Raw genomic sequence first — 19,166 nt, 5'->3', positions numbered from 1 at the left:
CCCTCTCCGATGGGGGAGAGGGCTAGGGTGAGGGGCGATGCGCCATGCGCAGGCCAGGTCCCTCACCCCCGGCCCCTCTCCCGCAGGGAGAGGGGAGATGAAGCATCAGCGGCTGGCGCGACGGCTCATGAACGCCAGGCGCTCGAGCAACTGCACGTCCTGCTCGTTCTTCACGAGGGCACCGGCCAGTGGCGGGATGGCCTTGGTCGGATCGCGCTCACGCAGCACGGCTTCGCCGATGTCGTCGGCCATCAGCAGCTTCAGCCAGTCGACCAGTTCGCTGGTGGACGGCTTCTTCTTCAGGCCTGGCACCTTGCGCACGTCGAAGAACACGTCGAGCGCCTCGGCGACCAGCGAACCGCTGATTTTCGGGTAGTGCACGTCGACGATCTTCTTCAGCGTCTCGCGATCCGGGAAGGCGATGTAGTGGAAGAAGCAGCGGCGCAGGAAGGCGTCCGGCAGTTCCTTCTCGTTGTTCGAGGTGATGATGATGATCGGGCGCTGCTTGGCCTTGATCGTCTCGTTGGTCTCGTAAACGTAGAACTCCATCTTGTCGAGTTCCTGCAACAGGTCGTTGGGGAACTCGATGTCGGCCTTGTCGATCTCGTCGATCAGCAGGATCACACGGTCTTCCGACTCGAACGCCTCCCACAGCTTGCCTTTCTTGATGTAGTTGCGAACGTCGTGGACCTTGTCGGAATCCAGCTGGGAATCGCGCAGACGGCTGACCGCGTCGTACTCGTACAGACCCTGGTGGGCCTTGGTGGTCGACTTGATGTGCCAGGTGATCAGGCGGGCGCCGAAGGCCTCGGCCAGCTGCTCGGCCAGCATGGTTTTGCCGGTGCCGGGTTCGCCCTTGACCAGCAGCGGACGCTGCAGGGTGATGGAGGCGTTGACGGCGAGCTTGAGATCGTCGGTGGCGACGTAAGATTGAGTGCCTTCGAACTTCATCGGGAGAATCCTCGGAACGGTAACGCGCGCTGGGGCAAACCGGGCGGTTCAGTAATTGGGTAGGGGCCGACTATACCGCGCCAGCTGGGCGACTGTGAACGCAGGGGCGGTATTCAGTCATTGAATGGCTTATTTACCCTGTTCCGGCGTTGCGCCCTCGAAGCGTGAGCTGAACGCCTGGATGAAGGCGTTGCGCAGGATCGACAGGAATGCCTGGAAGGCGCTGACGTCGCTGCGGTGCACGCTGCCGCTGAGCTCCACACGGCTGGCGAACTGGTTCTTCTGCTGGTTCTTCAGCGCGGTCTCGCCGCCGCCGACCAGCGCCTCCCAGATCGAACGGAAGAAGCCCTTGTGCTCCTGTTCGACGTCCTGACGCCAGTCGAACACGTCAACGTCGCGTAGCAGCGGCTTCACGTAGCCGCTCAGCTGCGCGTCCTTGGCGTTGGCTTCGATGACGATGTCGCCGTGGCCGGCGTTGAAGTCGAAGTTGCCGTAGGCGTTGGCGAAGTCGTTGACCTGGCGCAGTTCGATGCCGGTGGCCCGCAGGCGGAAGGTGAATTCTTCGAAGTTCTGGTAGGGATCGAAGCGCGCCGAGGTCTCCAGCGGCGCATGCCCGAGCAACTGGGCCTTGCCCTCGAAGCGGGCGACCCGCTCGCCTTTCTCGTCGGCGACGTTGGTCAGGTTGTACAGGCTGGCCTGCACCTGCGAGGCCTCGAGGTGCACCGGCGGCTTGGAAACGAAGTTGTGGAAGTCGATACGTCCGTCGTTGACCCGCACTTCGTCGAGGGTGAACGGCAGCAGCTTGTCGAGCTGCGCGCGCCAGTCGGTACCGGCACCGGTCTGCGAATTGGCTTTGTTGCCACCATCGACGAAATTCAGCTGCGGGCGGGTGAAGATCACCCGCGCCACCACGCCGTGGTCGTACCACAGCGAATGCCAGCTGACCGCCAGATCGATGGACGGCGCGTCGAGGAACGGTACCGGCACCTTGCCCTGCTGCTTGACGATCTTCAGGCCGTTGATGCGGTACGCGCCGCGCCACCAGTTGAGGTCGACGTCGACGATGTGGCCGCGGTAGTCGCCCATGTCGGCGAGTTTGTCGTTGAGGTAGTCGCGCACCACATAGGGCAGCACGAGCTGTGCGGCCACGAGCAACGCGACGAGGCCGATCACTGTCCAGAGCGGGATGCGCACGCGGCGTTTCATGGTCCGGTTCCAGGCGTCTACACAAGGATGGACGCGGTACTGGCCAAATGGTTCGCTCGACTAGACGACCACCGGCCCTAGGCATAGGCTGACTCTCTTAAATTCGAGCAAGGGAGGACGCCACGCCATGAGCCGCATCTACGCAGACAACGCCCAGTCCATTGGCAACACGCCGTTGATTGCCATCAACCGCCTGGGTCCGAAGGGCGTGACCATTCTGGCCAAGACCGAGGGGCGCAACCCCGGGTATTCGGTGAAGTGCCGAATCGGCGCCAGCATGATCTGGGATGCCGAGGAGCGCGGTGTGCTCAAGCCGGGCATGACCATCGTCGAACCGACCTCCGGCAACACCGGCATCGGCCTGGCCTTCGTCGCCGCGGCGCGCGGTTACAGGCTGGTGCTGACGATGCCGTCCTCGATGAGCCTGGAGCGGCGCAAGGTGCTCAAGGCGCTGGGCGCCGAGATCGTGCTAACCGAGCCGCCCAAGGGCATGAAGGGCGCGATCGCCAAGGCCGAGGAAATCATCGCCAGCGACCCGGCGCAGTACTACATGCCGCAGCAGTTCGATAACCCGGCCAACCCGGGCATCCACGAGAAGACCACCGGCCCGGAAATCTGGAACGACACCGAAGGCGCGGTCGACGTGCTGGTCGCCGGCGTCGGCACCGGCGGCACCATCACCGGGGTGTCGCGCTATATCAAACAGACCCAGGGCAAGCCGATTCTGTCGGTGGCGGTGGAGCCGGTGGCCTCGCCGGTGATCAGCCAGACCATGGCCGGCGAGGAACTCAAGCCGAGCCCGCACAAGATCCAGGGCATCGGCGCCGGCTTCGTGCCGAAGAACCTCGACCTGAGCCTGGTCGACCGTGTCGAACTGGTCACTGAAGACGACGCCAAGGCCATCGCCCTGCGCCTGATGCGCGAGGAAGGCATCCTCTGCGGCATCTCCGGTGGTGCGGCCATGGCGGTGGCGGTGCGTCTGGCCGAACGCCCGGAAATGCAGGGCAAGACCATCGTCGTGGTGCTGCCAGACTCGGGCGAACGCTACCTGTCGAGCATGCTGTTCACCGATCTGTTCAGCGAGCAGGAGCTGGTGCAGTAACTGCGCTCCAGCTGATCGGGACTGCCTGTCCCTCACCCTAGGCGCGCCGCCAGGGTAAGGGACGGCGCCGGCCCTGACGTCCGACCCCCGCCGACTACACTCAAGACCTGTCACAGGCCCGGATCGGCCTGGCTGTTCAAGGTTCTTGTCATGCTCCAGTCGGTGTCCCCCCGCAACGACCTGCCCCCCGAACCCAGCGCCAGCGAGGCGTCGGCGCCGCCGACGGCCAAGGGCGTGCTGGCGCCGTTCGCCATCGCCGCGTTCCGCATCATCTGGATCGCCAACCTGTTCGCCAACCTCGGCACCTGGGCGCAGTCGGTGGCGGCCGCCTGGGTGGTCACCGCGGCGCATGCCAGCCCACTGATGGTGGCGATGATTCAGGTCGCCTCGGCCTTGCCGCTGGTGTTGCTGTCGATCGTTTCCGGGGTGCTCGCCGACAACCATGACCGGCGCAAGATCATGCTGGTCGGTCTGGTGTTCGAGATGAGCGGGGCGATCTTCCTCACCGCCATCGCCTTCCTTGGCTACCTCGATCCCGTGCTGCTGATCATCTCGATCCTGTGGATCACCATCGGCAGCTCGATCACCATCCCCGCCTGGCAGGCGGCGGTGGGCGAGCAGGTGCCGGCGCCGCTGGTCGGCAACGCGGTGCTGCTCAACAGCGTCAACTACAACGTCGCCCGCGCGGTCGGCCCGGCGCTCGGCGGACTGCTGCTCAGCGCCATCGGCCCGGCCTGGGTGTTCCTGTTCAACACCCTCTGCTACCTGGGGTTGATCTGGGCGATCTGGCAGTGGCGACGGCCGGTGCCGGAGCATCAGCTGCCGCCGGAACACATTTTCGAAGGGGTGATCGCCGCGTTGCGCTTTACCCAGTACTCCAGCGTCACCCGCCTGGTGATGCTGCGGTCGGCGGCGTTCGGCCTCTCGGCCAGCGCAATCTGGGCGCTGCTGCCGCTGCTCGCGCACCGCAACCCGGACGGCAATGCCTCGGTGTACGGCTACATGCTCGGCGCGCTGGGCATCGGCGCGATCATCGGCAGCGCGCTGGTCAACAAGCTGCGCCAGCAGGTCGGCACCAGCCGGCTGATCAGCTTTTCCGGCGCCACGCTGGCGCTGATGATGATGGTCACCGGCACCGTCGACAGTCTGTGGGTGCTGTTCGCCGCGCTGCTGATATCCGGCAGCTGCTGGATCGCCGCGCTGGCGTCGTACAACTCGGCGGTGCAGATCCTCGTCCCGGACTGGGTCAAGGCGCGCGCCCTGGCGCTGTACCAGACCGCGCTGTACGGCGGCCTGGCGGTCGGCTCGTTCCTCTGGGGCCATCTGGCCGAGACCATGGGCGTGAAGGGCGCGCTGCTCGCCGCCGGTTGCCTGATGCTGGCCTCGGCGATTCTGCTCTACAACTCGCGGCTGCCGGAGCTCGACGCCAGCAACATCGCCCATGCGCCGGCGACGCGGCCGGGCGAGCCGACCTTCGTGTTCAACCCCGAGCGCGGGGCGGTGCTGGTGACCATCGAGTACCGCATTCCGGCCGAGCGCACCCGCGAGTTCGTCAAGGCGGTGAAGGCGTTGCGCCGTTTGCGCCTGCGCAACGGCGCCGAGCGCTGGGCGTTGTACCGCGACGTCGGCGATCAGGAGCTGTGGCAGGAGATTCTGGTGGTCGACAACTGGCTGCAGCATCTGCGCATGCTCGACCGGCTGACCATCGCCGACAAGACCATCCTCGACAACGTCATCTGCCTGCACCAGGGCGATGCGCCGCCGCGGGTGCGCCACGGCGTCAGTTACGAATCGGGAAATTACGAAGCGCCATCGGCCTGAACTACATGGCTGGCTCTGCCGCCACTTTGTAGGAGCGAATTCATTCTCGACCACAGGCCGCTCAGTGGCCGGCCCATCGCGAATGAATTCGCTCCTACAAGGGCCGTGGCAAATCACGACATGAGGCGGGTACCACTCGCTACGAGATTTCGGCCTGTGGTAGCGGGCGCGCCGGGCGAAGCACCAGCCACAGCGCCGCGGCGATCAGCAGACCGCCCTGCAGGTGCGCCCAGGACAGCGACTCGTCGAGCAGCAGTACGCCCCAGAACACCCCGAACGGCGGGATCAGGAAGGTCACCGCCAGGGTTTTCAACGGGCCGACGTCGGCGATCAGGCGGAAGTAGATGATGTAGGCGAACGCGGTGCAGAGGAATCCCAGCCCAGCCAGGGCCAGCCACACCTGCGGCTGCGCCAGCGGGGCGAGCGGCATCTCGGCGGCTCCGTAGGCGAACACCGGCAGCAGGCACAGCGTGGCGCCGAGCTGGCTACCGAGGGCCACCAGACGTGCGTCGAGGCCGCCGCGCTCGCTGATCCAGCGCTTGGTCATGAAGCTCGAAAAGCCGTAGCAGGTGGTCGCTGTCAGGCAGGCGGCGGCGCCCCACAGCAACTGCAAATCGAAGGCCACTGGCCCGGTGCGGGTCAGCAGCGCCACGCCGGCCAGGCCGAGCAGCACACCGGCGCTCTTCGCCGCACTCAGCGCCTCGCTGTAGAACAGCGCGCCGACCAGTACGCCCATCAGCGGCGTGGTGGCGTTGAAGATCGCCGAGTAGCCGGCCGGCAGGACCAGCGCGGCGAGGCTGTACATGGCGGTGGGGATGCCCGAACTGACCACGCCGATCAGCAGGGTGCGGCCGAACTTGCCGTGGAAGTCCCAGCTGCAGCGCAGCACGGCGAGCAGCGCGAGCAGGCCGACCACCGACAGCGCGACGCGCAGGAAGGCGGTCGGCATGGCGCCGAGCTGCGGCACCAGCAGGCGCATGAACAGGAAACTGGCGCCCCAGATGGCGGCAAGGCTGAGCAGGCGGATCAGGTCGGCGGGTTTCATGCGGCGGTCCTCGGCAGGCCCGTCAGCTTAACCGCTGGCCTGCGCTTCGCCACCCGTTTCTTGCGCTGTAATTGCCGGGATAGAGCGGCGGCGGGGCGGGCGCGCACGCGGCGCTTTTCCTCGGCGCGGCCACTGGCTAAGCTCGCAGTCCCGATGTGCCTCCTAGAGACCTTCCCATGCCTCAATCCTGGCCGGCCGCCGATATCGCCCGCTTGATCCTCGCCGGTTTCGACGACTACCGCGAACACTTCCGCCAGATCACCGACGGCGCCCGCGAGCGCTTCGAACAGGCGCAATGGGCCGAGACCCAGCTCGCCGCGGCGGCGCGGATCAACCTCTACGAGGAGAAGGTGTCCGAAGTCGGCGAGCGCCTGCGCCAGGCCATCGATGCCGAGGTGCTGCTGGATGTCCATCAGTGGCCGCTGGTCAAAAGCGCCTACATCAACCTGATCGACCTGCGTCTCGACGATGAACTGTCGGAGACTTGGTACAACTCGATCTTCTGCGGCCTGTTCAGCCATGACCTGATCAGCGACGGCTGCATGTTCATCCACACCACCCGCCCGTCGCTGCGCAGCCACGAGCGCGCCGCGCAGACCCGCAGCTACCTGCCGCGCGTCAACCTGGGCGGCATGCTCGAGCAGATCTTCGCCGACTACGGCTTCAACGTGGCGTACGAGGACCTGGCGCGCGACGTGCAGCGCCTCGAGTCGCAGCTGCGCAACAACCTGCCGGACTGGGTGTGCAAGGACCCGGAGCTGTGCATCGAGTTGTTTTCCTCGGTGCTCTACCGCAACAAGGGTGCCTACCTGGTCGGGCGCATCTACACCCGTGACGAGCAGTGGCCGCTGGTGATTCCGCTGCTGCACCGCGAGGGCCACGGCATCCAGGCCGACGCATTGATCACCGACGAGGCGGAGGTGTCGATCATCTTCTCCTTCACCCGTTCGTACTTCATGGTCGACGTGCCGGTGCCGGCCGAGTTCATCGGCTTCCTTAAGCGCATCCTGCCGGGCAAGCACATCGCCGAGCTGTACACCTCGATCGGCTTCTACAAGCACGGCAAGTCGGAGTTCTACCGCGCGCTGATCAACCACCTGGCCAACACCGACGACAAATTCATCATGGCCCCCGGGGTGCGCGGCATGGTCATGAGCGTGTTCACCCTGCCGGGCTTCAACACGGTGTTCAAGATCATCAAGGACCGCTTCTCGCCGTCGAAGAACGTCGACCGCGCCACGGTGATCGAGAAGTACCGCCTGGTGAAGAGCGTCGACCGGGTCGGGCGCATGGCCGATACCCAGGAGTTCGCCGACTTCCGCTTCCCCAAGGCCAAGTTCGACCCTGAATGCCTGGCCGAGCTGCTCGAAGTGGCGCCGTCCACGGTGGAAATCGAGAACGGCGATACCGTGCTGATCCGCCACTGCTGGACCGAGCGGCGCATGACCCCGCTGAACATCTACCTGGAACACGCCAACGAGGCGCAGGTGCGCGAGGCGCTGGAAGACTACGGCCTGGCGATCAAGCAGCTGGCCGCGGCGAACATCTTCCCCGGCGACATGCTGCTGAAGAACTTTGGCGTTACCCGCCACGGTCGCGTGGTGTTCTACGACTACGACGAGATCAGCTACCTCACCGAGGTGAACTTCCGGCGCATTCCGGCGCCGCGCTACCCGGAGGACGAGTTGGCCTCCGAGCCCTGGTACTCGATCGCGCCGAACGACGTGTTCCCCGAGGAATTCCCGCCGTTCCTGTTCGTCGACCTGGGGCAGCGCCGGCTGTTCAGCAAGCTGCACGGCGACCTCTACGAGGCCGATTACTGGAAGAGCCTGCAGGACGCGATCCGCGCCGGCAAGGTGATCGACGTGTTCCCCTATCGGCGCAAGACCGAACCCGAAGCTGCGCTGACCTGATGCACTTGTAGGAGCGAATTCATTCGCGATGGCCGGCAGCGGTCAAATCGCGAATGAATTCGCTCCTACAGACCTGGGGCAGCTTGGTGGTGCGGGGCAGTCCGTTAATTGCAGACCGCTGCCGGCAGCTGCGCCGGGGCCGGTTTGATCATCAGCAGGCCAGCCAGCAGCATCGCCAGCGCCGCTGCCCACAAGGCCGGTTGCAGGCTGGCGGCGAAGTGGCTGCTGAGCGCGGCGAGCAGCGGGCCGCTCAGCTGACCGAGGGCGAAGCCGGCGGTGAGCAGCCCGACATTGCGCGTATGGCCATGCGGGTCCAGCTCGCGGGCGCGCTGCATCACCAGCTGCATGCCGGCGAGGAACGGCCCACCGGTGAGCAACACGCCGAGCGCCAGCCCGGCCATCCCCGGCAGCAGGCAGGCGAGCATGCCGAGCGCCTGCAGCCACAGCACCACCACCAGCCAGCGCACCGTGCCGCCCGGCGTCTGCCGACGCAGGCAGGTCAGCACCACCCCCACTGTGGCCGCCAGGCCGAAGCACGGCCAGAACAGGTCGGCCTGCCATTGCCCGTGAAACCGCGCGGCGGCCATCTGCGAGAGGAAGGTCGCGGGAATGATGTAGCCGAGGCCGACCAGGGTGTAGGCGCCGAGTAGCGGGTAGAGCGCCGCCGGGCGCCGTGTCGGTGACTGCGCCGCGGCGCTGACGGCCTGCTGCGGCCGCGGCAGCAGCGGATGGGCGATCAGGGTCAGCAGCAGCGCGGCGCCACCGTAGAGCAGCCAGAGGTGCGCGGAGTCCTGCTGCAGACGATTCATGACCAGCGCCATCAGCCCGGTGATCAGCACGCCGAGACTCGGGCCGACGAAGATCATCCCGCCCCAGCGCGGCTTGCCGGCGGCCACCGCGGCCTGTTGCGCCAGGCCGGTGACCAGCACCAGCACCCAGGCGCTGGCTACGCCGCTGGCGAAGCGCAGCACGGCGTGCGGCCACAGGCCGTGGGCCCAGGTCGAGGCGAGGGTCAGCAGCACGCAGGTCCACAGCCCGCCGAGCAGACGCTGGCGAATCTGCGCCGGGGTCTTGGCATTCAGCGCGTCCAGCGCGCCGACCAGGTAGCCGAGGTAGTTGGCGGCAGCCAGCAGGCCGGCGCCGGTCAGGTCGACCTGGCCTTCGGCGATCAGGTGCGGCAGCTGCGGGGTGAGGGTGAAGCGGCCAATGCCCATCGCCACGAACAGGCTGAGGACACTGGCGAAGAGGGTGATGAACAGCGACATGGCGGCGCTCCGGGCATTCGTCGGAAGGCCAGGGTAGGGCTTTGCATTCATCTTAAAAAACGAATAATAAAGAAGAAGTTGTTCTTCATTGGAGAATGGTTGCCGTGGAACTCAGTCAGTTGCGCATCTTCCAGGCGGTCGCCGAAGAGGGCTCCATCGCCCGCGCGGCCACGCGCCTGAACCGCGTGCCGTCGAACCTGTCGACCCGTCTGCGCCAGCTTGAGGAGGCGCTCGGTGTCGATCTGTTCCTGCGCGAGCGCCAGCGCCTGCAACTGTCGGCGGCCGGCAAGACGCTGCTTGGCTACGCCGAGCGCATCTTCGCCCTGCAGGCCGAAGCCGAGGCGGCGGTGAAGGGCGATGAGCCGGTCGGCGACTTCGTGCTCGGCTCGATGTACAGCACCGCGGCGATCCACCTGCCGGCGATGCTGGTGCGTTATCACCAGACCTACCCGGCGGTGAACCTGCAGGTGCAGACGCAGATCAGCGGCGAGCTGATGGACGGCCTGCTCGCCGGGCGCTTGGACGCCGCGCTGGTCGACGGCCCGCTGCAGCACAGCGAATTGGATGGCCTGCCGTTGTTCGAGGAGGAACTGCAGCTGATTACCCCGATCGGCCACGCTCCGGTGCACTCGGCGCAGGACGTGGCCGGCGAGGCGGTCTTCACCTTCCGCCAGCGCTGCTCCTATCGGCGCCGGCTGGAGGCCTGGTTCGCCGCGTCGCGGGTGGCGACAGGGCCGGTGATGGAGATCGAGTCCTATCACAGCATGCTCGCCTGCGTGGTCGCCGGCGGCGGGGTGGCGCTGATGTCGCGCTCGATGCTGGACAGTCTGCCGGGCCGCGAGAGCGTCGCGGCGTACACCCTGGCGCCGCCGTTCAACAGCACCACCACCTGGCTGATGTGGCGCAAGGGCCGGTTCGGCGCCAACCTGCGCGCCTGGATCGATCTGCAGAGCGCTGCCGTTCAGCCGCGCAGCGAGGCGTCGGCCGGCGAACTGGCCGCGACTTGACTCAGGTCAAGTGCGACAGTCCGTCGCCAGCATAGTCTGAATCCATCGGGAGCGGCTAAGCTCCTGTCTAGGGTGGCCCGAGAAGCAAGGGCCACCCGACCACCTATTCAGGAGGGGGCAACATGAAACGTCGATTGAATGCATGGATGTTTCAACTGGCTGTGGCGTTGGGCCTTATCGAGGCACCGCAGTTGCAACCGGTGCGGGTGCACAGCGACGAACAGCGTCGCCTGGCTGAACAACGCCGCCGGCGCTGATCGCCCCACCCACTAGGCGCTCTTCGGGCGCCGCGCTGAACCTTACCCCACGCCGATGCGAACCGCCGGTTCGCGTCGGCGTTGTCGTGCCTGCCTTTCCCCCCCTGTCACCGTCGGTCGGTTTGCGGGCCGCGCCGCTCAAGTTTGCCGGCGCGCGGCGGACAACCCGTGCACGCCATGACAGTGTTTGCTCATTTGCAATGGCAATGTGATATTGCTTTGGGGAAGGCGCGCCGCGTGCCGCGATGCGCCACACAGGACACGTCAAGATCGTTAGCGAGTTGCAGTAAGGGCGGGACCGGGCCGGGCTCATTCAACCTGGGGAGGGGGGATGATGCACCGGCCCATTTTATTGCGGGCGCCGGTCGGCGGCTCGCCGGCCCCGTGCTTGGGCTTTTGCGCCGCAGTGGCATATACCTTCAAGGACATTGAGCAGGTCGCTCGCCGACCGCTCAGCCGCTGCCAGGAGCCTGCCCATGTGCACCCGCGATCCGCTGCAGTGCTTCATCCCGCCGTACATCATCGAACACCTGGCGCAATCCGCCGACCCCGCGGTGCGCTGTCGGGCGATTGCCAATCTGGCGGCCAGTCGCGCCTTTCTCACCGTCCGCACCACCGCGCAGGCCATGCCCCGCCTGCTGGTCAACCGCTCGCCGACCCGCACACGCCACCGCCTGATCTACGACGCGCAGGGCGGCGACCGCCTGCCGGGCAGCCTGGTGCGCAGCGAAGGGCAGGCGGCGGGCGCGGATGCGGCGGTCAACGAGGCCTACGACGGCAGCGGCATCACCTATGACTTCTTCCAGCAGCTGTTCCAGCGCAACTCGCTGGACGACAACGGCATGAGCCTGGTGTCCACCGTGCATGTCGCCGAGGTGGATTACTGCGGCGAGTTCACGCCGATGAACAACGCCTACTGGAACGGCGAGCAGATGGCCTATGGCGACGGCGACCGCAGCGTGTTCCGGCGCTTCACCGGCGCTCTCGACGTGATCGCTCACGAGCTCAGCCACGGCATCCAGTCGTTCACCAGCAACCTGGTCTATTCCGGGCAGTCCGGCGCGCTGAACGAGCATTTCGCCGATGTCTTCGGCATTCTGGTACGGCAGTGGAGCGCCGGTGAAAGCGTCGAGCACAGCGATTGGCTGATCGGCAAGGAGGTGCTGGTGCCGGCCCCCACGCGGCGGGCGATCCGCAGTATGGCCGCGCCAGGCACGGCCTATCGCGACGACCCGGAGCTCGGCAGCGATCCGCAGCCGGCGCACATGGAGCAGTTCTACAGCGGGCCGCGCGACAACGGCGGGGTGCACCTCAACTCGGGCATCCCCAATCGCGCCTTCGTGCTCGCTGCCCAGGCCATTGGCGGCAACGCCTGGGAGGTGACGGGGCGCATCTGGTACGAGACGCTGTTGCAGCTGACCTCGACCAGTCGCTTCGAGGATTGTGCGCGGGTCAGCCTGCAGGTGGCCGCGCAGCGTCACTACAAGGCAGACGTGCGCAAGGCGGTGAAGGCGGCCTGGCAGCAGGTCGGCGTGGCGGTCTAACCCGACGAGGACAGACGATGAAGGTGCGTTTCGTGCAATCCGGTGGCTTCGTGGGGGCGGTGAAGGGCTGCGTGCTGGACACCGCCGACCTCGGCCAGGACGACGCCCAGGAACTCGAGCGCCTGGTGCGCGAGAGCGGGCTGGTCGCCGGGCAGAGCTTTTCCGCCGCCGCCCGCGATCTCAACCAGTACGAAATCACCATCGAGGGCGAGCGCCAGCTGTCGGTGTCTTTCGATGAGCGCAGCGTGCCGTCCTCGGCGCGCCTGCTGGTTGGCTACCTCAAGCAGCGCGCGCGACCGCAGGGCCTCGACTGATCAGTGCAGCAGGTCGAACGGCCCGCCCTGGGCCAGGGCGCGCTGGTAGGCCGGGCGCGCATGGATGCGTTCTAGGAACTCGCAGAGGCGCGGGTAGCGGCTGTCCAGCCCGCCACGCGCCTGCGCGGCCTCCAGCGGAAAACTCATCTGGATATCGGCGGCGCTGAACGCGGCGCCGGCAAACCAGCCGGTGCTGGCCAGCGCGCCTTCCAGGTAGGCGAGGTGCTGATTGATCTGCGGCTGGATGAAGCTGCTCTTCGCCTTGCCGGCGATGGCCTTGGCGATCGGCCGGATGAAGAACGGTAGCGGGCCCTGCTCAATGCGGTCGAACACCAGCTTGAGCAGCAGCGGCGGCATCGCCGAACCCTCGGCATAGTGCAGCCAGTAGCGATACAGCAGACGCTCGCCGGCGTCGGCCGGCTGCAGGCGGCCGTTGCCGTAGCGTTCGATCAGGTACTCGATGATCGCCCCCGACTCGGCCAGCACCAGTTCCCCGTCGCTGATCACCGGTGACTTGCCCAGCGGATGCACGGCGCGCAACTCCGGCGGCGCCAGCATGGTCTTCGGGTCGCGCTGGTAAAACTGGATCTGGTAGGGCAGCTCGAGTTCTTCCAGCAGCCAGAGCACGCGCTGCGAGCGGGAGTTGTTGAGGTGGTGGACAGTGATCATCGCGACTCCTGGGCGGTGGTCTTGGGGCGGTCAGCGGCTTTCCAGTAGCTGTTTCAGCGCTTCCAGATCGCGCCGCACCCAGTCGGCATCGGCGGCGAAGCTGGCGTCGTCCATGTCCGGCTGGCGGAACAAAGTAAAGACCACGTCGCAGCCGTCGCCATTGGCGATCACCCGCAGCGGCACGTAGATCTCGATGCCGGGCGCCGGGTAGACGTAGTGATCGAGCACCCCGAACGCATTGGCAGGGCTGAAGCGCAGGCGCACGCGGCCCTGCGCGGTGTCGGCGAACCATTCGCCGTCGACCTGTTCCAGGCCCTTGCCGAGCCCGGTGGCCCACCGCGGGAAATTCTCCGGCTGGGCGGTGAAGGCATACACGCTGTGCGGGTCGCGGCGGATGTGCACGCTGAGCGTCTGGGAGTCGAGTGGCGGCTGCATGGCGTTCTCACCGGGGTCGAGGGGGAGGGCTTGTGGCACACTGCTGCGCAGGAGATTGCCATGTCACGCCCGTCTTGTCCCCGTTGTACCCGTCCGCTCGAGCATTGCCTGTGCGCGCTGATCCCCAGCCTGGACAGCCGCACTCGCCTGCTGATCCTCCAGCACCCCAGCGAAACCCGCCACGCGCTGAACACCGCACGTCTGGCCGCGCTGGGCCTGCGCAACGCTGAACTGGTGGTCGGCGAGCGCTTCGACGACCTGGCCACGCGCCTCGCACAACCGGGCTACCGGGCCTGCCTGCTGTTTCCCGGTGAGCAGGCGCAGCCGCTCGCCGCGCACGCGGCGCAGGTGGACGAGCCGTTGCTGCTGGTGGTACCGGACGGCACCTGGCGCAAGGCGCGCAAGCTGCTGCACTGCAATCCGCTGCTCGACGCGCTGCCGCGGGTCAGCCTGCCGGACGGCCTGAGTTCGCGCTATCGGCTGCGCAAGGCGCCGGCCGAGGGCGCGCTGTCGACGCTGGAGGCGATCGTCGTGGCGCTGGAGATCGTCGAGGCGCCGCGCGATTTCGCGCCGCTGCTGGCGCCGTTCGAGGCGCTGATCGAGGGGCAGATCGCGGCGATGGGCGAGGACACCTTTCGGCGCAATCATTTGTAGGCGATCATCGGTCGCGAGACTTGGGCAAAGCGGGCGTCGGCTGTGCGCCTGCGTCCGCTGCAAGTGCTTGTTTTTAATCGGCCGGTGCGGTTGTAAGTTGTCGATAAGCCGGTACAATGGCGCGGCTCGCCGCCAGGCGGGCAGCGTTATGGTGGCTCCATCGGTCCCCCCGCAACGATCAGCCGTGAACCCGGTCAGGCCCGGAAGGGAGCAGCCGCAGCGGTGACATTGTGTGCCGGGGTGTGGCTGATGGGGCCACCTCCATTTCTGCCCTAGCAATTTCTTCTGATGCACTCTGCCCGCGTCCAGCGGTGCACCGAGTGATCTGCGCGTCTACCGCCCTTTACTGTTGTTGCCCAACGCGCGCTGCGCGGCTTATGGGAGCGCCTTCCCGTTGTCTTCCAGATACTGCTGGTTTGCGTCGCGCACGCGCTTGGCGTCGTCGTCGTAGAGAAACGGCAGGAACATGTAGCGTTTGCCCTGGGTCACCGGTGTTGCTTCATGCAGCAGCGAGCAGGAAAACACCACGGCGCCACCGGTTGGTGCGCTGTACAGGCTGTTGCCGAACTCTGGGAAACGCAGCAGGCCGCCTTCATAGCCGCCCGTATTGAGGAACAGCGAGACGGCGAAGCGTCGGTGTGCCGTGCCTTTGGTGGTGTTGTCGCGGTGCGCGCGGAAATGGCCGCCTTCGGCGCTGTCGTAGCAGGCCACCAGCATGCGCTCGATGTAGGTCGCGGAGAACTGGAAGGCTTTCAGCACCTCCGGCACCAGCCGGCGGCGCAAGCGCACCAGCACCGCGTCGCGTAGTGCGAGGTCTTGCAGGTGGTGGTCGCGGCGACGCTTGTGGCGGTGGCCGTGCACCGTGACGGTCAGGCCGTTGCGCTCCTGCATGAAGCCGGACTCCTCGCCGCCGTGCTGTTCATAGACCTCGATCAATTGCTGGCACAGCTCGGCCTCAAGGATGCGCGGTACCACCAGCACCGGCGCCTGGGCGAGCGCCGGGGCGGGTGGGGCGCTACGCGGCAGGCGGCGCAGGATGTCGCGGACCATGTCGACATGCCCCGCAACCGTATTGATCGGCAGGATGGCGAGAATGCGCAGGCGCGGGTCGAGGATGTAGGTCAGCGGCTGGTAGGCGTGGTCCTCTGCCAGCGCGCCATACAGGCGGCTGACCACACCGTCGAAGTCCCAGAAGTAGCGGATGCCCGGCACGGCGTCGTTGACGCGCTGCAACTGTTCGTCCGCCGGGTCCATCGAGACGCCGAAGAAGCTGGCGTGTTGGTCATCGAACAGCGGGCGAATGCGCTGGAAGTCGTGGAGCAACTCGGCCGCCTGCGGTCGCGCCGCCGTGCCGAAAAAGTGCAGCACGATGTAACGGCCGGCGGCCGTATCGAAGGTGTAGCGCGGATTGACTCGACTGCGGCAGTGGAACCAGGGAGCGGCGTCGCCAGCGGCGAGGGCTTTGGCAGTCATCAGTCGATCCATCCGCGGTGCCATGGGGGTACTGGCAAACCTAGTCGATGCGGCGACCGCGTGCCGCCTGCGGTTGCGCACGGCGGGTGCATTTTGCCCCTTGCTCCGCTAGGATGAGCCGACTTCCGCATCCTACCCGCGATGGTTTTTCCATGAGTTATCAGGTCCTTGCACGTAAATGGCGCCCGCGCACCTTCCGCGAGATGGTCGGCCAGGCGCATGTGCTCAAGGCCCTGATCAACGCCCTGGATAGCCAGCGCCTGCACCACGCCTATCTGTTTACCGGCACCCGCGGGGTGGGCAAGACCACCATCGCGCGGATCATTGCCAAGTGCCTGAACTGCGAAACGGGCATCAGCTCGACGCCGTGCGGCCAGTGTTCGGTGTGCCGGGAGATCGACGAGGGGCGCTTCGTCGACCTGATCGAGGTCGACGCCGCCAGCCGCACCAAGGTCGAGGACACCCGCGAACTGCTCGACAACGTGCAGTACGCACCGACCCGCGGGCGCTACAAGGTCTACCTGATCGACGAAGTGCACATGCTTTCCACGCACTCGTTCAACGCGCTGCTGAAGACCCTCGAAGAGCCGCCACCGCACGTCAAGTTCCTGCTGGCGACCACCGATCCGCAGAAGCTGCCGGTCACCATCCTGTCGCGCTGCCTGCAGTTCTCGCTGAAGAACATGCCGCCGGAGCGCGTCGTCGAGCACCTGACCCACGTGCTCAACGCCGAAAGCGTGCCGTTCGAGGAAGATGCCCTGTGGCTGCTCGGGCGTGCCGCCGATGGCTCGATGCGCGACGCCATGAGCCTGACCGACCAGGCGATTGCCTTCGGTGAAGGCCGCGTGCTGGCCGCCGACGTGCGCGCCATGCTCGGTACGCTGGATCACGGCCAGGTGTATGGCGCGCTGCATGCGCTGATTGAAGGCGACGCGCGGGCCATGCTCGAGGCGATCCGCCAGCTGGCCGAACAGGGGCCGGACTGGAATGGCCTGCTGGCCGAGATGCTCAATGTGCTGCACCGCGTGGCGGTGGCCCAGGCGCTGCCGGAAGCGGTGGACAACGGCCAGGGTGACCGCGACAAGGTGCTGGCGCTGGCCCAGGCGCTGCCGGCCGAGGATGTGCAGTTCTATTACCAGATGGGCCTGATCGGCCGGCGCGACCTGCCGCTGGCACCGGACCCACGTAGCGGCTTCGAGATGGTGCTGCTGCGCATGCTGGCGTTCCGCCCCGGTGACGCCGAGAGCGCACCGAGATCACCTTTAAAGGATCTGGGAATCAGCAAGGCCACGGCTGATTCCTCAAATAACCCAGTGGCTGGCGCTGCCGTGGCAGCGCCGGCTAGCGTTGCTGCTGTTCCCGTTGCTGCTCCTGCTCCTGCACCGGTTGCTGCTGCGCCGGTGGCGCCGGCTGTGGTGGCCGCGCCAGTCGTTGCCGCACCCGTTGCGCCGGTGCCGCCGCCAGCGAGCATCAACGCCGTCAGCGCTGCGCCGGTCGCCGCCGAGCCGCCGATCGATCTGCCCTGGGAAGCGCCGAAAGCGGTGGTCGACACCGCTCCTCAGCCAGCAGTAGTGCCCGAGCTGAGCGTGGTTGCTGAGCCGGCCGCCGTCGCCGAATCCGTAGCGCCGGTGGCAGCGCCTGAGCCCGCGCCGCAGGCCGAGGTCGCCAGTGCAGAGCCGGCAGTTGTGCCTGCTGCGGTGCCAGCTGCAGCGGTCGCCGCGACTGAAGAGAGCGACGATGACGAGCCGCCAGCGGGCGAGTACGACTACTACGAAGCCGACGCCGAATCCTACGACTACGATTTCTCCAGCGCCGACACGCCGGTCGCCGCCGAGCCGGAAGTACTGCCGGCCGTGCAACCGGCCACCGGTCTCGCCGCGGAATGGCTCGACCTGTTCCCGCGACTGGGCATCAGCGGCCTGACCGGCAGCATCGGCGCCAACTGCACGCTGGTCGCGGTGGACGGCGATACCTGGTTCCTGCACCTCGATCCGGCTCAGGGGGCGCTGTTCAACGCCACCCAGCAGCGGCGTTTGAACGACGCGCTGAGCCAGTACCATGGTCGTTCGCTCAAGCTCGAGATCGAGCTGCGCAAGCCCGAGCAGGAAACCCCGGCGCAGGCCGCCGCACGCAAGCGTGCCGACCGCCAGCGCAGTGCCGAGGCGTCGATCCACAACGATCCGCTGGTGCAACAGATGATTCAGCAGTTCGCCGCGGTGATCCGCGACGACAGCATTGAACCCGTCGATATTCCTAGTTAACCGAGGAACGCAATCATGATGAAAGGTGGCATGGCCGGCCTGATGAAGCAGGCGCAGCAGATGCAGGAAAAGATGCAGAAGATGCAGGAAGAGCTGGCGAACGCCGAAGTCACCGGCCAGTCCGGCGCCGGCCTGGTCAGCGTGGTGATGAACGGTCGTCACGACGTCAAGCGCATCAGCCTCGACGACAGCCTGATGCAGGAAGACAAGGAAATCCTCGAAGACCTGATTGCCGCTGCGGTGAACGACGCGGTGCGCAAGATCGAGGCGAATAGCCAGGACAAGATGTCCGGCATGACTGCAGGCATGCAACTGCCCCCGGGCTTCAAACTGCCGTTCTGAGTTGGTGCTGTCCATCCGCTGCACATAGCAGCGTTGCGAGGCGGCCCGGGCATCCTCATTTACACCAGTAAACTCCGGTGCCCGTGCCGCCTTGCGCCTTGCTCTGCACAGCGGTTGAACAGCCCTAACGCGCTGCAGTGGCTTGGATGGGTCGAGCAAAGCGATACCCATCGTTCACCTACGCCGCCCTCGATATGAGCGGTTCCCCGTCCCCAGCCTGCTTGAGTGCCACCCATGAGCTTCAGCCCCCTGATCCGCCAACTGATCGACTCGCTGCGTGTACTGCCTGGCGTCGGGCAGAAGACTGCCCAGCGCATGGCGCTGCAGCTGCTCGAGCGCGATCGCAGTGGCGGCATGCGTCTGTCGCAGGCGCTGGCGCTGGCGATGGAGGGGGTGGGTCATTGCCAGCGTTGCCGCACGCTGAGCGAAGAGGATGTCTGCGGCCTGTGCCTCGACCCGCGTCGCGACGACAGCCTGCTGTGTGTCGTCGAAGGGCCGATGGATGTGCATGCTGTGGAGCAGACCGGCTATCGCGGCCGCTACTTCGTGCTCAAGGGGCATCTGTCGCCGCTGGATGGCCTGGGGCCGGAGGCGATCGGCATTCCCGAGCTGCTCAAGCGCATCGACGAGTCGGCCTTCACCGAAGTGATCCTAGCCACCAACCCGACGGTCGAGGGTGAGGCCACCGCCCACTACATTGCCCAGATGCTCGCCAGCAAGGGCGTGATCGCTTCGCGCATCGCCCACGGCATGCCGCTAGGCGGCGAGCTGGAGCTGGTGGATGGCGGCACGCTGGCCCATGCCCTGAACGGCCGGCGACCGATCAATCTCTGACGTTTCGCTGGCAATCCATATTTGAGAAGCATTACTATTTGCGACTTATTGTCGCCAGATAGCGGATGTTTCC

The 19,166-nt window shown here is 66.4% G+C and carries 18 protein-coding genes and 1 other RNA gene; 12 read left to right on the top strand and 7 right to left on the bottom strand.

The window, feature by feature from the left end; translation table 11 throughout:
• Nucleotides 1–105 precede the first annotated feature (105 nt).
• The gene (locus JQX08_RS02045; RefSeq protein ID WP_204914349.1) at nucleotides 106–951 is read right to left on the bottom strand and encodes an AAA family ATPase; all 846 of its coding nucleotides are present in this window, start codon (nucleotides 949–951) and stop codon (nucleotides 106–108) included.
• Between the two features lie 129 nt (nucleotides 952–1,080).
• Nucleotides 1,081–2,157 (bottom strand): DUF748 domain-containing protein, encoded by a 1,077-nt coding sequence (locus JQX08_RS02040; RefSeq protein WP_204914347.1) that lies wholly within the window; start codon nucleotides 2,155–2,157, stop codon nucleotides 1,081–1,083.
• 127 nt (nucleotides 2,158–2,284) lie between these two features.
• Between JQX08_RS02040 and cysK the strand changes: the two genes are divergently transcribed.
• Together cysK and JQX08_RS02030 are read left to right on the top strand one after the other, a co-directional pair.
• Nucleotides 2,285–3,259 (top strand): cysteine synthase A, encoded by a 975-nt coding sequence (gene cysK / locus JQX08_RS02035; protein WP_204914346.1) that lies wholly within the window; start codon nucleotides 2,285–2,287, stop codon nucleotides 3,257–3,259.
• Nucleotides 3,260–3,409: 150 nt separating this feature from the next.
• Nucleotides 3,410–5,080: an MFS transporter gene (locus JQX08_RS02030; protein WP_204914345.1), complete on the top strand. Its 1,671-nt coding sequence runs from the start codon at nucleotides 3,410–3,412 to the stop codon at nucleotides 5,078–5,080.
• A 139-nt stretch (nucleotides 5,081–5,219) separates the two neighbouring features.
• Here the strand turns inward: JQX08_RS02030 and JQX08_RS02025 are convergent, their stop codons facing one another.
• The gene (locus JQX08_RS02025; protein ID WP_204914344.1) at nucleotides 5,220–6,125 is read right to left on the bottom strand and encodes a DMT family transporter; all 906 of its coding nucleotides are present in this window, start codon (nucleotides 6,123–6,125) and stop codon (nucleotides 5,220–5,222) included.
• A 176-nt stretch (nucleotides 6,126–6,301) separates the two neighbouring features.
• Between JQX08_RS02025 and aceK the strand changes: the two genes are divergently transcribed.
• Nucleotides 6,302–8,038, top strand: coding sequence for a bifunctional isocitrate dehydrogenase kinase/phosphatase (gene aceK, locus JQX08_RS02020; protein ID WP_204914343.1), 1,737 nt, complete (start codon nucleotides 6,302–6,304; stop codon nucleotides 8,036–8,038).
• Nucleotides 8,039–8,142: 104 nt separating this feature from the next.
• Here the strand turns inward: aceK and JQX08_RS02015 are convergent, their stop codons facing one another.
• Nucleotides 8,143–9,303: a YbfB/YjiJ family MFS transporter gene (locus JQX08_RS02015; protein ID WP_204914342.1), complete on the bottom strand. Its 1,161-nt coding sequence runs from the start codon at nucleotides 9,301–9,303 to the stop codon at nucleotides 8,143–8,145.
• Nucleotides 9,304–9,407: 104 nt separating this feature from the next.
• Here JQX08_RS02015 and ptrR point away from each other — a divergent pair, with 104 nt between their 5' ends.
• The 4 genes from ptrR to JQX08_RS02000 all read left to right on the top strand — a co-directional run bounded on the left by ptrR (nucleotide 9,408) and on the right by JQX08_RS02000 (nucleotide 12,425).
• Nucleotides 9,408–10,310 (top strand): putrescine utilization regulator PtrR, encoded by a 903-nt coding sequence (ptrR, locus tag JQX08_RS02010; RefSeq protein WP_204914341.1) that lies wholly within the window; start codon nucleotides 9,408–9,410, stop codon nucleotides 10,308–10,310.
• A 122-nt stretch (nucleotides 10,311–10,432) separates the two neighbouring features.
• Nucleotides 10,433–10,567 (top strand): PA1414 family protein, encoded by a 135-nt coding sequence (locus JQX08_RS22325; RefSeq protein ID WP_283246495.1) that lies wholly within the window; start codon nucleotides 10,433–10,435, stop codon nucleotides 10,565–10,567.
• Nucleotides 10,568–11,043: 476 nt separating this feature from the next.
• The gene (locus JQX08_RS02005; RefSeq protein ID WP_204914340.1) at nucleotides 11,044–12,111 is read left to right on the top strand and encodes a M4 family metallopeptidase; all 1,068 of its coding nucleotides are present in this window, start codon (nucleotides 11,044–11,046) and stop codon (nucleotides 12,109–12,111) included.
• 17 nt (nucleotides 12,112–12,128) lie between these two features.
• Entirely contained in the window at nucleotides 12,129–12,425 is a 297-nt protein-coding gene (locus JQX08_RS02000) for a protealysin inhibitor emfourin (RefSeq protein ID WP_204914338.1), read from the top strand.
• On the opposite strand, the gene JQX08_RS01995 is transcribed toward JQX08_RS02000, so the two are convergent.
• Together JQX08_RS01995 and JQX08_RS01990 are read right to left on the bottom strand one after the other, a co-directional pair.
• Nucleotides 12,426–13,094 carry a glutathione S-transferase gene (locus tag JQX08_RS01995; RefSeq protein WP_204914336.1) on the bottom strand — a complete coding sequence of 223 codons (669 nt, stop codon included), beginning with the start codon at nucleotides 13,092–13,094 and terminating at the stop codon, nucleotides 12,426–12,428. It lies immediately after the preceding gene.
• 30 nt (nucleotides 13,095–13,124) lie between these two features.
• Nucleotides 13,125–13,529, bottom strand: a complete 405-nt coding sequence (locus JQX08_RS01990) for an SRPBCC family protein (RefSeq protein WP_204914334.1) — start codon at nucleotides 13,527–13,529, stop codon at nucleotides 13,125–13,127.
• Between the two features lie 60 nt (nucleotides 13,530–13,589).
• Here JQX08_RS01990 and JQX08_RS01985 point away from each other — a divergent pair, with 60 nt between their 5' ends.
• Both JQX08_RS01985 and ffs read left to right on the top strand, forming a co-directional pair.
• Nucleotides 13,590–14,183, top strand: a complete 594-nt coding sequence (locus JQX08_RS01985; RefSeq protein WP_204914333.1) for a tRNA-uridine aminocarboxypropyltransferase — start codon at nucleotides 13,590–13,592, stop codon at nucleotides 14,181–14,183.
• Nucleotides 14,184–14,341: 158 nt separating this feature from the next.
• Nucleotides 14,342–14,438: signal recognition particle sRNA small type (gene ffs / locus JQX08_RS01980), an RNA gene on the top strand.
• Nucleotides 14,439–14,558: 120 nt separating this feature from the next.
• Here ffs and JQX08_RS01975 read toward each other — a convergent pair.
• Complete coding sequence (locus JQX08_RS01975) at nucleotides 14,559–15,656, bottom strand: 2OG-Fe(II) oxygenase (protein WP_204914332.1); 1,098 nt, start codon at nucleotides 15,654–15,656, stop codon at nucleotides 14,559–14,561.
• Nucleotides 15,657–15,808: 152 nt separating this feature from the next.
• On the opposite strand from JQX08_RS01975, the gene dnaX reads away from it, so the two are divergent.
• From dnaX to recR, 3 genes are all read left to right on the top strand, one after another.
• Nucleotides 15,809–17,917: a DNA polymerase III subunit gamma/tau gene (dnaX, locus tag JQX08_RS01970; RefSeq protein WP_204914331.1), complete on the top strand. Its 2,109-nt coding sequence runs from the start codon at nucleotides 15,809–15,811 to the stop codon at nucleotides 17,915–17,917.
• A 15-nt stretch (nucleotides 17,918–17,932) separates the two neighbouring features.
• The gene (locus JQX08_RS01965; protein WP_204914330.1) at nucleotides 17,933–18,259 is read left to right on the top strand and encodes a YbaB/EbfC family nucleoid-associated protein; all 327 of its coding nucleotides are present in this window, start codon (nucleotides 17,933–17,935) and stop codon (nucleotides 18,257–18,259) included.
• A gap of 234 nt (nucleotides 18,260–18,493) precedes the next feature.
• On the top strand, nucleotides 18,494–19,093 hold the full coding sequence (gene recR / locus JQX08_RS01960) for a recombination mediator RecR (RefSeq protein WP_204914329.1): 600 nt from the start codon (nucleotides 18,494–18,496) through the stop codon (nucleotides 19,091–19,093).
• Nucleotides 19,094–19,166: the final 73 nt, after the last annotated feature.

It is taken from the genome of Zestomonas insulae (assembly GCF_016901015.1).
In the GTDB taxonomy this organism is placed as follows: domain Bacteria; phylum Pseudomonadota; class Gammaproteobacteria; order Pseudomonadales; family Pseudomonadaceae; genus Aquipseudomonas; species Aquipseudomonas insulae.
The sequence above is the reverse complement of the archived record's forward strand: the minus strand, read 5'-3'. Positions and strand labels throughout refer to the sequence as shown.